General features: G+C 64.8%; 7 protein-coding genes and 1 pseudogene. 7 read left to right on the top strand and 1 reads right to left on the bottom strand.

Going from position 1 to position 12,625, the window contains the following annotated elements:
• Nucleotides 1-175 precede the first annotated feature (175 nt).
• The 3 genes from A6A40_RS23240 to A6A40_RS23230 are packed head-to-tail and all read left to right on the top strand — an operon-like array spanning nt 176 to nt 5,261.
• Nucleotides 176-925 carry a TetR/AcrR family transcriptional regulator gene (locus A6A40_RS23240; RefSeq protein ID WP_108548254.1) on the top strand — a complete coding sequence of 250 codons (750 nt, stop codon included), beginning with the start codon at nt 176-178 and terminating at the stop codon, nt 923-925.
• Nucleotides 926-931: 6 nt separating this feature from the next.
• Nucleotides 932-2,173: an efflux RND transporter periplasmic adaptor subunit gene (locus A6A40_RS23235; RefSeq protein ID WP_236783983.1), complete on the top strand. Its 1,242-nt coding sequence runs from the start codon at nt 932-934 to the stop codon at nt 2,171-2,173.
• A gap of 10 nt (nt 2,174-2,183) precedes the next feature.
• Nucleotides 2,184-5,261: a multidrug efflux RND transporter permease subunit gene (locus A6A40_RS23230; RefSeq protein WP_108548253.1), complete on the top strand. Its 3,078-nt coding sequence runs from the start codon at nt 2,184-2,186 to the stop codon at nt 5,259-5,261.
• Between the two features lie 660 nt (nt 5,262-5,921).
• Here A6A40_RS23230 and A6A40_RS23220 read toward each other — a convergent pair.
• Nucleotides 5,922-6,268, bottom strand: a pseudogene (locus A6A40_RS23220) (hypothetical protein); the annotation flags it as partial.
• Between the two features lie 184 nt (nt 6,269-6,452).
• Here A6A40_RS23220 and A6A40_RS23215 point away from each other — a divergent pair.
• From A6A40_RS23215 to A6A40_RS23195, 4 genes are all read left to right on the top strand, one after another.
• Nucleotides 6,453-7,460, top strand: a complete 1,008-nt coding sequence (locus A6A40_RS23215) for an AAA family ATPase (RefSeq protein ID WP_108548251.1) — start codon at nt 6,453-6,455, stop codon at nt 7,458-7,460.
• Nucleotides 7,450-8,391: a ParB/RepB/Spo0J family partition protein gene (locus A6A40_RS23210; protein WP_158279352.1), complete on the top strand. Its 942-nt coding sequence runs from the start codon at nt 7,450-7,452 to the stop codon at nt 8,389-8,391. Before A6A40_RS23215 ends, A6A40_RS23210 begins: the two co-directional genes overlap by 11 nt.
• Nucleotides 8,392-9,627: 1,236 nt before the next feature.
• Complete coding sequence (locus A6A40_RS32470) at nt 9,628-9,777, top strand: helix-turn-helix domain-containing protein (protein WP_418208629.1); 150 nt, start codon at nt 9,628-9,630, stop codon at nt 9,775-9,777.
• Nucleotides 9,778-9,827: 50 nt separating this feature from the next.
• Entirely contained in the window at nt 9,828-12,623 is a 2,796-nt protein-coding gene (locus A6A40_RS23195) for a tetratricopeptide repeat protein (protein WP_108548247.1), read from the top strand.
• Nucleotides 12,624-12,625 lie beyond the last annotated feature (2 nt).

The following is a 12,625-nucleotide window of genomic DNA, read 5'->3' as shown; positions in this document are numbered from 1 at the left end:
GCACTTTATGACACAGTAGAATTAGAGAGGCATACCCGTCCGAAAACCGACGCAGCTGATCGGAAAATGACCTTAGCACGTATAGACAAGCGACGTTAAGCGGTGTAGGAACCCGCCTTGTGGTGAGTGCGCGCTCACCGAAATTCGCCGCTCAGTCAACGGAAGATCGCCAGTTATGGCTCCACGCCTTGATAGCCATAGCCGTCGGCGCGCGATCCTTGATGCCGCCCTACCTGTGTTCGCACAGAAGGGCTTTGCCGCGACCACCACCAAGGAGATCGCGCAGGCCGCCGGGGTGTCGGAGGCGCTGATCTTCAAGCATTTTCCGTCCAAGGCCTTGCTGTACGAATCGATCTTCCTCAGCTGCATCGACGGCGACCCGGAATATGAGCGACTGGTCGCCTTGCGGCCGGGTACCGATACGCTGGTGCAGATGATCCAGGCGCTGGTGAACTACTTCCTGATCGACCTGCCGACCGATCCGAGCGAACGCGCCCGCCAACGCCTGTCGATCATCAGCCTGCTGGAGGACGGCGAGTTCATGCGGCAGATCTTCGAGGGCATACGCAGCCGCTTCCTGCCCTGCTTCGCCGCCTCCATCGAGGCCGCCATCGCCGCCGGCGACCTGGTGCCGGGACCGATCGATGCGGAGAACAGCTTCTGGCTCGCCGAACACCTGTGCGAGATGATGGCGACCGTCTGCCTGTCGGGTGGAATGATCGTCCCCTACCCTTGCGGCCGTTCCGAACTTGCGCGCCAGACCATCTGGTTCATCCTGCGCGGGCTCGGACTCAGCGACACGACCATCGCCGCGCAGGAACGGGGCGGACGCTTTCCGTCCGTGCCTTCCCGATCACCGCCTGCCCCATTCCCGCCTGCTGGCGGGCCCGACAATGTCCACCCCACACCCGAGAGAGCGGAGTAGCCGATCGTGACCCTGGACCATTCGCCAAAGACCGAGACGTCGTTCGGCCACCCGGCGTCCGAGCCGGGTCGCGGTTCTCCTCCCCCGCCCCCCGGCTCGCCCCGGAAGCCGGTCACCCGCGGGCGGCTGACCGTGCGCATCATCATCATGCTGGTGGTGCTGGGGCTGCTGGGGGCGGCGCTGTACGGCTTCAACACCTTCCGCGCCAAGGCCATCGCCGACTTCTTCGCCAACAACAAGCCTCCGCCCACCCCGGTGGCGCTGGCGGAGGCGACGGTGCAGACCGTACCGAAATACCTGCCCGCCATCGGCACGCTTCAGGCGGCCCGTCAGGTGACGGTCGCGCCCGAAGTCGCGGGCAGGGTCGATCGCATTCCCTTCGAATCGGGTGCCCGCGTCAAGGCCGGCGATCCGCTGGTGCAGCTCAACGACGCCACCGAGCAGGCCGACCTGCTGGCCCAGCGCGCCCAGGCGCGTCTGGCAGAGCTGAATCTTGAACGCTACCGCGACCTGCGCCGCAGCCAGGCCACGCCCCAGAGCAACGTCGACCAGTATCAGGCGCAGCTCGACGAGATCAACGCCAACATGAAGCGCACGACCGCCCTGATCGGCCAGAAGCTGATCAAGGCGCCGTTCGACGGCGACCTCGGCATTCGGCAGGTGAACGTCGGCGATTACGTCAATCCCGGCGCTACCATCGTCACACTGACCGACCTGTCCCAGCTCTACATCAACTTCACCCTTCCGGAGCAGGCTTTTCCCAAGCTGTCCGTCGGTCAGGAGGTGCTGATCAATGTCGACGCCCTGCCCGGCCGCGATTTCGGCGCGAAGATCACCACCATCGAGCCGCAGGTCAGTGCCGACACCCGCGCGGTGAAGGTGCAGGCGACCATGGACAACCGCGAGCGCCTGCTGCGGCCGGGCATGTTCGCCAACGTCCGCGTCGTGCTGCCGCCGCAGCCCAACACCGTGACCGTGCCGGAAACCGCGGTGGACTACACCGTCTATGGCGATTCCGTCTTGGTGGCCGTCCAGGGGAAGACCCCCGACGGCAAGGAGCAGCTGGTGGTGGAGCGCAAGTCGGTGAAGACCGGGGACCGGCTCGCCAACCGGGTGGAGATCCGCAGCGGCATCAACCCCGGCGACCGCGTCGTGGTGTCCGGCCAGATGAAGCTCGCCAACGGCGCCGCCGTCGTCCCGGCCGAGAACAACCCGCTGACCCCGCCGCAGTCCCTGCCGCAGAACTGAGGCCGATGCCATGGGCAATTTCACCGACATCTTCATCCGCCGGCCCATCCTGTCAGTCGTGGTCAGCCTGCTGATCCTGCTGGTCGGGGCCCGTGCGATGCTGGAACTGCCGATCCGGCAGTATCCTCAGTTGCAGAACACGGTCATCACCGTGACCACCAGCTATCCCGGCGCCTCGCCCGAACTGATGCAGGGCTTCATCGCCACGCCGATCGAACAGGCGGTGGCGACGGCGGAGGGGCTCGATTACCTGACCTCCTCCTCCACCCAGGGGCAGAGCGTCGTTACTGCTTATGTCCGGCTGAACTTCGATCCCAACGTCGCGATGACCGACGTCATGGCGAAGGTCAACCAGGTCAAATACCAGCTCCCGCGCGAGGCCAACGACCCGATCATCCTGAAGTCGACCGGCGAGACGACCTCCATCCTCTATATGGGCTTCTCCAGCCCTGACCTGTCGGGGGCGGCGATCTCCGACTATCTGACCCGCGTGGTCCAGCCGGTGCTGTCCACGGTTGAAGGCGTGGCGCGCGCCCAGATCCTGGGCGGCCAGACCTTCGCCATGCGCCTCTGGCTGGACCCGGTCAAGATGGCGGCGCGCAACATCTCGCCAGCCGACGTCTCGGCGGCGATCACCGCCAACAACTACCAGTCGGCGCCCGGCCAGACCAAGGGCGTCTTCGTCATCTCCAACATCACCGCCAACACCGGGCTGACCGACGTCGAGCAGTTCCGCGACATGGTGGTGAAGGCGAAGGACGGGGCGCTGGTGCGCATGCGCGACATCGCCACCGTCGAACTCAGCTCCAAGAGCTTCGACGCCAGCGTGGCGATGAACGGGCAGCAGGCGATCTTCATCGGTGTCGACAGCACCCCGACCGGCAACCCGCTGAACATCGTCGCCGACATCCGCAAGATGGAGCCGGACCTGCGGCGCAACCTGCCGCCGGGCATGAAGATGGAGATCGTCTATGACAGCACCCGCTTCATCCAGGCCTCCATCGACGAGGTGGTGAAGACGCTGGTCGAGGCGGTCGCCATCGTCATCGTCGTCATCTTCCTCTTCCTCGGGTCCTTCCGGTCGGTGCTGATCCCGATCGTCACCATCCCACTCTCCATCGTCGGCGCCGCCACCTTCATGCTGGCGCTGGGCTTCTCGCTGAACCTGCTGACGCTGCTGGCGATGGTGCTCGCCATCGGCCTCGTGGTGGACGACGCCATCGTCGTCGTGGAGAACATCCACCGGCACATCGAGCACGGAAAATCGGCGGTCGCCGCCTCGCTCATCGGCGCCCGCGAAATCATCGGGCCGGTCATCTCGATGACCATCACGCTGGCGGCGGTCTATGCGCCCATCGGCCTGCTGGGCGGCCTGACCGGCGCCCTGTTCCGCGAGTTCGCCTTCACGCTCGCCGCGTCGGTGATCGTATCGGGCATCGTGGCACTGACGCTGTCGCCGATGATGTGCTCGGTCATCCTCAAGGAAGGCGGAAACCAGGGCGGTTTCGCGGCCTTCCTCGACCGCCAGTTCGAAAAGCTGGCGGACTGGTACGAACGCCGGCTGCACGGCACGCTGGACTACCGGGCGGCCACGCTGCTGTTCGCCGTCGGCATCCTGGCCAGCGTCGGCTACCTGTTCGCCAACACCATGGCGGAACTGGCGCCGGAAGAGGATCAGGGCATCCTGTTCGGCATCTCCAAGGCGCCGCAATACGCCAACCTCGACTATATCGACAGCTTCGGCAAACAGATCGACGAGACCTTCGCCAGCTTCCCCGAGACCGACACCCGCTTCGTGCTGACCGGTGTGCCCACCCTCAATCAGGGCTTCGCCGGCATGATCCTGAAGCCGTGGGACGAGCGCAAGCGGTCGGCCAAGGAACTGCAGCCGCTGGCCCAGGCGGAGCTGAGCAAGGTGACGGGCATCAACGTGTTCCTGGTGTCGCCCCCTGCCCTGCCCGGTTCCACCGGCGGTCTGCCGGTGCAGATGGTGATCTCCAGCCCCGGCGATTACCGGACCATCTACGACGCCATCGAGCGGATCAAGGACGCCGCCGCCAAGAGCGGCATGTTCATCATCACCGACAGCGACCTGCAATATGACAGCCCGGTCGTCCGGCTGAAGATCGACCGTGCCAAGGCGGCCGACCTCGGCCTGACCATGCAGTCGGTGTCGAGCACTCTGTCGGTGCTGGTCGGCGGCAACTACGTCAATCGCTTCAACCTGAACGGCCGCTCCTACGAGGTCATCCCGCAGGTGCCGCGGGCCGACCGCCTGACGCCGGAATCGCTGACCAACTACTATGTCACCTCCGGGTCGGGCGCCCAGATTCCGCTGTCGACCGTGGTGTCGGTGGAGACGGCGGTGGAGCCCAACGCGCTGAACAAGTACAACCAGCTGCCGTCGGCCACCTTCTCCGCCGTGCCGATGCCGGGCGTTTCCATGGGCCAGGTCGTCGACTTCCTGGAGGAGCAGGCGCGCATCCACCTGCCGGCCGGCTTCAACCACGCCTACCTGTCGGAATCACGCCAGTTCGTGACGGAAGGCAACCAGTTGATGGTCACTTTCGCCTTCGCATTGGTCGTCATCTATCTGGTGTTGGCGGCGCAGTTCGAATCGCTGCGCGACCCGCTGGTGATCCTGGTGTCGGTGCCGATGTCGATCTGCGGCGCGCTGCTGCCGCTGTTCTTCGGCCTCGCCACCATGAACATCTACACCCAGGTGGGTCTGGTGACGCTGATCGGCCTGATCTCCAAGCACGGCATCCTGCTGGTGGAGTTCGCCCGCGAGATGCAGCTGAACGAGGGCGTGGACCGCCGCACCGCGATCGAGCACGCGGCCCGCGTCCGCCTGCGCCCGATTCTGATGACCACCGCGGCGATGGTGGTCGGCCTGCTGCCGCTGCTGACCGCCGCGGGGGCCGGGGCCGCCAGCCGCTTCTCCATCGGTCTGGTCATCGTGGCCGGCATGCTGATCGGCACGCTGTTCACGCTGTTCGTTCTGCCGGCGGTCTACACCCTGCTGGCCAAGGACCACTACGCCGCCTCGCGCTCCAACCGGGCTGAGGAACTGCGCAGCATGACCTGATGCGCCATCGGTCCGCATTTGGATGAAAGGAAAAGGCCCCTTCCCCACCGGGAGGGGCCAATCCTTTTTGAACCGCCCCTATGCCAGATCGGAAAAATCAGGCGCGCCCCCCACAAATAGATTATCCGCCAGGATCAGATCCGACCTCTCGCAGAGCCATCAGACACCCGCTTGAATACATGCCACTGATTACGGCATTCGAAAATTGTGAATATTCAGTGTGTGCGAAATTATATAAGCGCACTCGATCTCCTTACGCCAGTTTTGATCAATTTTCGTTGATCGTCTGGATCGTCGACATGGAGAATATCCCCGCAATGAACAGCAACAGCGCCGAGCGAGCAATTTGCACTCGACCTTCTCCCAGGAGCAAAACCGAGGCTCAGGGCAGAATGATACTCGGCACCGGCTCAACATCATCCACATGGACTATTTGCGTCTTTGATCATCCGCTTTACGTTTAAAATGACGGAAGACGCTCAAGCGTTGTCACGGGAACGGTGGCCGCTCGGCATCGTGAAGTCGACGGCGGCTTACGTAGGCGATGACGAACTGAGGACGCGCAGCGCCAGCATCTCATACCGGCGAGCGGAAGCGCTGTCTCACGACTTTGGTGCGCAACTTGGCGTGCTGACAGAATTGGCCCTGTCCGTTCGGTGATCAGGCGACCTTGCGGGAGACTGGCATTCCCAAGCTGGTCATGATGTTCATGATCTTGCAGCCGACGGCGTCCTCCACATTCTGGGTCGGCAGAGTCCGGGCGCGGAGGCTCCGGCCGATCAGCGGCTTGTGCCTCAACATCGCCACCTCGCCCAAGAACCGCAGTCCGTATTGGACCACCCGCTGCCAGCAGTGCCGACCACGCTGTGTGGGAGCGCGCGGGGCGGGATGATCACTTCCGCGTCAGAACTGTGGGCGGTCACCGACCCATCCGCCCTGGCCAGCGCCGACGCGACTGCCAGGTCGGCGCTGCGCCGGGAAAACGTCGTGTGATCGGGAATCGGAAGCATGCCCGAAAGCCACGTCCGGCGGCCGTGTCACTCGACTGACGAACGCCGCGCTTTGCCGCTTTCCTTGATGGCAGGCGCGACTTTGATGCAACTTGATACAAAGGGAGCGCTACCATCAATCTTGACCTATACTCATCAACACGGTAACGCTCAGCCCAAGGCAACAAACGGGGGCAGGGGCATGCTGGGTGAAGACGTCAAGCGACTCCGGGAGCAGAAGGGAATGCTCCAAGCCGAGTTCGCGCAATGGCTCAACGTGGGCTTGGGACGGCGCTACGACGGCCCGAAGATTAGCCGCTGGGAAGGAAATCGAGAAAAGATCCCAGAAGCCGTCCTGCGCTTTCTCCTCCGCGAACAGGCAGGGCCGGACGCACAGCATGGCCCGGCTTACGTCGTCGCCTGCACCAACAACAAGGGCGGCGTCGGCAAGACGACGACCTCGGTGAACCTCGGGAGCGTCCTGGCTGCCCAGGGCAACCGGGTGCTGGTGATCGACGCCGACCCGCAGGCCCACGCGACGGCCAACCTGGGTCTCGACACTCCCGACTACGAGCAGGAGGTAAAGAAATCGCTGCCGCATGTGCTGCGCGATCAAGTCACCCTGCGTGAAGTCATCGTGCCGGTGCGCCCGTCCGGCCTGGAAGTCGTGCCCTCATGCCTCGGCCTCAGTTTTGTTGAGAATGACCTGATCTCCGACAGCAGCGGTCCGCTGGCGATGCGCGAGAAGATCGTGGAAGTTAAGGACAACTACGACTTCATCATCATCGACTGCCCGCCCAACTTGGGGCAGATGACGACCAATGCGCTGCTCGCCTGCCATGGCGTTGTCATACCGACGCAGACCGAGTACCTAGCCTCGCTCGGCATGGAGAAACTCCTGGCTTCGATCGCCAAGATCAAGCGGCGTTTCGTTTCGGAGTTTCAGATCCTCGGCATCCTGCCAACCATGCACGACGTGCGCCTCCACCAGCACCAAGTCGTTCTGGAACACCTACACACTACCTTCGGCAATAATCTACGGATCTTCCCGCCGATCCCGCGTGCGACCGTGCACGGTGAGGCGGCGCTTGCCGGCCGCGCGGCCTTCGAGGCTGAGCCGGATGCGCCAGGTGCCTCCAACCTGCGCGTCCTCGTCGACACCCTTGTCACGGAACGCAAGAAGCGCCTGGAGGTCATCAATGCCGCGTAACTCACTCCGCGCGGAAAGCCGTCTTGGCAAAGGCGCTGGCGGATCGGCGGTCAGCAGCATTTCGGCCCTTTTCGCCGCGCCAGACACCGATTTCCCGATCATCACCCCGGACATCGGCAACATTGAGGACAACCCGCACCAGCCCCGCTCGGTGATGGACGAGGAGGCCTTCGAGATACTGAAGGCGTCCATTGCGGAGTACGGCCTGCAGCAGCCGATCGGCGTCCTGCAGATCAACCCGATGCGCTTCCGCCTCGTCTACGGGTCGCGGCGCCTGCGGGCCATGCGTGAACTCGGTAATGGCACCATCCCGTGCCGGGTGGTGGCGAACCTCGACGGCGCCAGCGAGGAGAAGATCGCCGAGATCAGCGGCCGCGCTGAAGAGATCGCGCTGTTCGAGAACCTCCACCGCGACGACTTGGACATCTTCGACGAGGCGGAGGCGATTCGCGGACTGAAGGAGCGCCACGGGCTGCGCTACAACAAGATAGCGATGATGATCCGGAAAGATCCGGCGGAACTCTCGCGCATGGTCTCCGTTCTGACCATCCCCGAAGACATCAAGGCGGAGGCCCGCACCCTCAAGCCTGCGCGATACCGTCTCTTCGAAATTGCCGGCGCCGGCGACGAAGCCCGGCAGCGCGCGCTCTGGAATGCGCTCAAGGCACAGATGACCGGCGCGTCGCGCTCTACCTCCGCCAACCTTTCCGATAAGGGCGAGGCGGACGACGAGCCAGCTTCCCCGCGCGAGCGGCGCAACCGGATCGCCATCCCCAGCCTGCTGCCGCAGCGCCACGCCCGGCACATCCACCATGCCCACGAGGTGTTGGCCGGACTCCGCGCAGAACCCCGTCCACTCAGCGACGAAGACCGGCGCCGGCTGGAGGACATGCGCGAAGCGATCGAGGTCATCCTTGCCGGATCGCGCTGACCGGACAGGCGGGCGCGGAACCGGACGCGCCCGCCAGAAAAATTGAGAATTCTCAATTTTATTGACGATCACGCGGCCATCCGAACGCCGCTGAAACAGCCATAGACCACTGAGCGCAGCACCGGCTTCACCTTCCCCTGGTGCTGGCGTCCCCCTTCTAGGCCACGATCACGGCGCCGTCGCCGTGATCGACCCGGTCGACCGTTCCCGTCATGGCTACGCCGTTCACGCGCACAAAGGCCGTCTGCCCCACTCTGTAGTTGGCGGCCTCCTCCAACTCGAAGATGGCGTGATCCGCGCCAATGCAGCGGCCGCAGGCCGGCGCTCTATTCAAAGATCCCGCGAGCGGAGCTGGGGTGTAGCGGTCGTTTGGCATCGCAGCGCCGGCACGATGCGGATGGTTCCAGCCACGGTCGATCTCCCTGGGTTCTTGCTCCTGCGAGCCATATGCGAAAATCTGCGATGGTCACAAGGACCGATGTCGGTCGATGGTTGACGTCGGGCAGAGCAGGAGCCTCGGAACAAGGAGAGGCCTGTCTCGGCCGGTGCGTGCCGCACCATGGCGCCGATGGCAACGGTCAGGGCGCCGGTGCCGCGATCAGTGCGGCGGTCGTGGCGGCTTCCCGATCCTTCCACAGTTTCAATGGCGCACCCTCATAGACGACGATCTCGGCCCATCAGCAAGCCTACATCGTCATGGTGGCCACCAACAGGATGAGAACCTTCTTCACAGCGGCGTGTCTCCGGATGCGATGAGGTTTCCCGGCCAGATAACCCCGTGCCCGTCCAGCCCCCAGGACGCTCACCCGCACAAAGTGAGCGGCGCCCCGCCGCCCTCTCCGATCACCCTGCGCTTGGGGCGCTATCATATAAATCCGGTTCGTAGTGCGGAACGTCAGCTCAGCCGATATGGAGATGGGCTCCGCCGCCACGGGTAGCTGGTGAGGGAGCGTAGGCGCTCCGGCATTGCGATGAGGGCGTTCCAGGCGTTACAGCAGGCTTGGACGACGGCGAGGTAGCCATCCAGAAGCCGGTGGAACAGGACGCGCTCGCGCAGGTAGAGCCCAGACGCGCTCGACAGGCTTCAACTCAGGACTGCAGGGCGGCAGCGGCACCTGCGTGACGTTGTCCGGCGCACCCAGCTCCCGACCTCCGTGCCACCCCACCTGGCCGAGCACGAGCACGGTCTGAACGTCCCGCTCCAGGCTCCGGCAGAAGCCGTCCAAGAACACGCTCATCGCGGCAGTGGAGAGGGTCGCCATGAACCGCCAAGCCCTGCGCGACGCGGTAGCACGCTACAACTCGGAAGGCGTAGCCGGGCTCTACGACCGCCCGCTGCCCGGCCGGCTGGCAACCGCGCATTCAGAGCGACGACTTCAACTCTGATCCAGGAGGAAGCCCGCACCGGCCAGAAGGACGGCCCCTAGAGGTTGTTGATGTACAGCATCTACCTACCCTGGTTGTGCGACAAGCATTTCACATCGGCCTACCTCTACGCCGCCGTCTGCCCAGCCAGTGGCGCCGATTTCGCGCTGGTTATGCCGACCGTTTCCACCACCGCCATGAGCCTGTTCCTGGACGGCTTCTCCCGAAGCCTGGAGCCGGACGTCCAGGCGCTGGTCGTGCCGGACAACATCACGCTGGTGCCGTTGCCGCCCTACAGCCCCGAACTGAACCCAGTCGAGCGCGTCTGGCTGTGCCTGCGCGAGCGCTTCCTCTCCCACCGGATCCAGGACAACTACAACGCAGTCGTCAAGGCCTGCTGTGACGCCTGGAACGCCCTCACAGGCCTGCTGACCGCAATTCCACTCCCCGCCGGCAACTTGACAACACCTGCGCAGGAGTTCCGTTCCAGCACCGTAAAACAAAAAGACGCGGCCCAGGATGCCGCCAACGGGTTCATTGACGGAACGACGACGACCATGGATGGGAGCGCGACCCGGCGTACCGACGGATTGATGCGTCTGGCGGTCCAGCATCACAATGCGGGACAAACCGAGCGGGCTGAGCGATTCTATCGCGAAATCCTGCGCATTGACCCGACGCATGGCGATGCCGCCCATCTGCTGGGTCATATCGCCCTACAGGATGGGCGGCGGACCGATGCCACCCGTCTGTTCGACACCGCAGCGCGGTCCAATGCGTTGATCGGCTCCTACCATCTGGCGCTGGGGCAAACATTGTTGGAGGAGGGGCAAGTGACCGCCGCCCTCCCCAGTGCCCGCCATGCACTGGCGGTGGATCCCGGCGATGCCGACGCACTGTGCTTAATGGGGGCTGTTGCCGGACGGCAGGCGCGGCCAGTGGTAGCGCTGCGTTGCTACCGTGCCGCGGCGCGTCTGGTGCCCGGTGCGCCTGAACCGCGGCTCGGCATGGGCCGTGCGCTTGAGGAACTGCGACAGCCCGGCGCAGCCATCGGCTGTTACCGTCTGGCGGCGAGACTGCGGCCCAAGGATGCCGCCACCCGCGTCACGCTGGCCAATGCCCTGCGCCGCTGGGGCGCAGTGACCGAGGCCGCTGTGGTTTATCGGGAAGCCATCGAACTCGGTGCCAAGAGCGGGTCAGTCTGGGCCAGTTTGGGAGCCGTGCTTCAGGTATTGGGCCGGCCCGCCGAGGCGGAAAATGCCTATGCCGAGGCACTCCGGCGTCAGCCCGACCATGCCGAGACCCGCAACAATCTTGGATTGCTGCTGCATTCGTTGGGGCGCCATGGGCAAGCGCAGGAGCGGTTCCGTGCCGCGCTTGTGATCGATCCATTCCATGTACCGGCGCTCGTTAATCTGGGGTTGGCGGTCTCCGCGCTCGGGGATAAAGGCAGTGCCGAGCGCTGGCAGCGCCGTGCAGTTGTCAGCAATCCGTACCAAGCGGAGGCCTGGAACAATCTCGGCAACACCTGCAAGGCGCAGGCGCGGCGGGAGGAGGCAGAGGCCTGCTGGAAGCGTGCGCTCGCGTTGAACCCTGCCTTCGCCGATGCGCTGGGCAATCTCGGCGGCAACCTGTCGGACCAGGAGGCCTTCAATTCAGCAATGGTGCAGATTCGCCGCGCCATCCGCTTGATGCCCGGCCATGCACCACTGCATGCCGTGCTGGCTTATGCACTGAACGGCGCTCAAAGTCCGGTCGAAGCCGATGCCGCCTGCCGCAGAGCCCTGGCACTGGCGCCGTCGTTGGCCGACCCGCTCTGCACCCTGGGCTTGGCGGAACAGCGGCAGGGGCGCACCGACGCCGGCCGCTGGTTCGAGCGCGCGATCGTCGCCGCACCCGGCCATGCGCTGGCCCGTTTCAACCGCGGTCTGCTGTCGCTGGAACGCGGCGCGCTGAACGCCGGCTGGGCCGACTACGCCTTCCGTTTCAAAGCCGGCCGCGTCCGTCCGGAGCGGCGCTTCACCATTCCCGAATGGAAGGGCGAGCCGCTGGCCGGCAAGCGTCTGTTCATCTGGCGCGAGCAGGGGGTGGGCGACGAGTTCCTGTTCGCGTCCTGCTATCCCGACTTGATCAAGATGGCGGGGCATGTGGTGATCGAGTGCGAACGCCGACTGGTGCCGCTCTTCGCACGCTCCTTCCCCAAGGCGACCCTGCGGGCCGAGCAGCCGCACTGCGGGTTGACAGAAGCCGAGACGGTCGATTGCGACTATCACATCCCGGCCGGCTCGGTCCCCCGTTTGCTGCGGGAACGGCTGTCGGCTTTCCCGACGCGGTCCTGCTGGCTGTTCGCCGAAGGCAGTCGCATCGCCGACTGGCGCGAGCGGTTGGACGGCACGGGCGACAACCTGCGTGTCGGCATAAGCTGGCGCAGCCAACTGATGACCGCCGACCGCCGCAGCGCCTATCTGCCGCTGGAGTCCTGGGGAGCGGTCTTCTCGGTGCCCGGCATCGCCTTCGTGAACCTGCAATATGACGAGTGCCAGCACGAAATCCTGGCGGCGGAACGCCGGTTCGGGAAGCCGATCTATGGCTGGACCGGGCTGGATCTGCGCGACGATTTCGAAGAGACGGCATCACTGGTCTCTGCACTCGATCTCGTGATCGCGCCGGCGAACTCGGTGGCGGAGCTTGCCGGTGCGCTGGGCGTCCCGGTCTGGCGTTTCGGCCATCGCGACTGGACGCAGCTCGGCACTGCCGGTCGACCCTGGTACCCGTCGATGCGCCTGTTTCAGCCGCTGGCCTCTCAGGGGCTCGAACAGGCGCTTGAGCGTATTGCGGTGGAGTTGAGTCGGGTCGCCGCCAACTGACT

This window comes from Azospirillum humicireducens (assembly GCF_001639105.2).
GTDB classification, from domain to species: domain Bacteria; phylum Pseudomonadota; class Alphaproteobacteria; order Azospirillales; family Azospirillaceae; genus Azospirillum; species Azospirillum humicireducens.
The sequence above is the reverse complement of the archived record's forward strand: the minus strand, read 5'-3'. Positions and strand labels throughout refer to the sequence as shown.

Bases quoted from the DNA above. Each gene is read 5' to 3' on its own strand.
- A6A40_RS23240 (WP_108548254.1), top strand. From the start codon at position 176: ATGGCTCCACGCCTTGATAGCCATAGCCGTCGGCGCGCGATCCTTGAT.
- A6A40_RS23230 (WP_108548253.1), top strand. From the start codon at position 2,184: ATGGGCAATTTCACCGACATCTTCATCCGCCGGCCCATCCTGTCAGTC.
- A6A40_RS23215 (WP_108548251.1), top strand. From the start codon at position 6,453: ATGCTGGGTGAAGACGTCAAGCGACTCCGGGAGCAGAAGGGAATGCTC.
- A6A40_RS23210 (WP_158279352.1), top strand. From the start codon at position 7,450: ATGCCGCGTAACTCACTCCGCGCGGAAAGCCGTCTTGGCAAAGGCGCT.
- A6A40_RS23195 (WP_108548247.1), top strand. From the start codon at position 9,828: ATGTACAGCATCTACCTACCCTGGTTGTGCGACAAGCATTTCACATCG.